The sequence below is a fragment of the Protofrankia sp. CiP3 genome, assembly GCF_917627345.1.
Taxonomy (GTDB): Bacteria; Actinomycetota; Actinomycetes; order Frankiales; family Frankiaceae; genus Protofrankia.
Window position 1 is genome coordinate 2384 of the sequence record NZ_CAKJTM010000221.1, and the last position, 980, is coordinate 3363.

Consider the following 980-nt stretch of genomic DNA (forward strand, 5'->3'; position numbering starts at 1 on the left):
TTCTATTACTTTATCGACCTTTGGTTTCCCTGGGTGACGGTACGATTCCGTAACTATGCGGCCATCGCCTTCTTGACCCTGTCGAATGTAAGAAGTCGTACGGAGTGGTGCTCGTTGAGGACCTGGAGGCCGACGGCTGCCTGGATATCGATATCGATGCGACTGAGGTCGCTGCGGTAGCGGGTGGCCAGGATCCTCCAGTTCTTCACGTGGCCGACTCCCCACTCGACGGGGACCCGGATTTTCGCGAAGACGGTGTTGACATCCTTCTCGATGTCCGTGAGCTCTTTACCCCGAGGCTTCTTGATCGGCGCGCACAGGGCATCGGGTTCGCCTTTATAGCCACCGTCGCTGATTCCCTTTCCTCCGCCCGCCTGGGTGACCAGATCGACCCAGCCCGCCTCACGGAAACAGTGGATATCGTGCCAGCTACCCGGAAAGGCACGGCTGGCGCCGATCAGCCGGCCGTGGATATCGACGAAGAGCTGGATATTAACGCCGTGCGTGCGGTGCTTGCCGGACAGCAGCTCATTGCCGCGATGCTTCCAGTGAAAAGTCGGTATGAGGGTCCCGTCGACGAGGCAGACCTTACCCTCCAGCAGCAGGCCCAGCAGCTCCTCGCGCTCCTTCTCGTCCTCGTCGGGGTACCCGAAGGTGCGTGCGAGGAAGTCGACCATGGGCTGGTAATAGTCCCAGGCGGTGCTCAGCCCGATGTCGAAATCCTCGTGAAGATCTTGATAGGTGGCGTTGCGGCGCAGCCGGCAGAGCGTCAGCTTGAGAGCTTGGACCACCGTCAGTTTCTTGGGGCGGCCGACCAGCTTGTGCCAGTCGGGAAACTCTTTCATCGCCAGCGCGACGACGACGTCGGCGGCTCGGTTGCTCAGTCCAGGCAGACGGTACACTGGTGGCACCCTTTCTGTGATTGTGCGGATTCCGCAGAACCCATACATCACAGAGAGGGCTTTTTTGCGCCTACGACA

Annotated in this window: 1 protein-coding gene; it reads right to left on the reverse strand. The window is 60.1% G+C overall.

The features are described 5' to 3' along the window. Positions 1-53: 53 nt before the first annotated feature. Positions 54-980, reverse strand: a 927-nt coding sequence (locus MJ797_RS26560) for a transposase (protein ID WP_239342456.1), incomplete at its 5' end; no start/stop codon positions are given.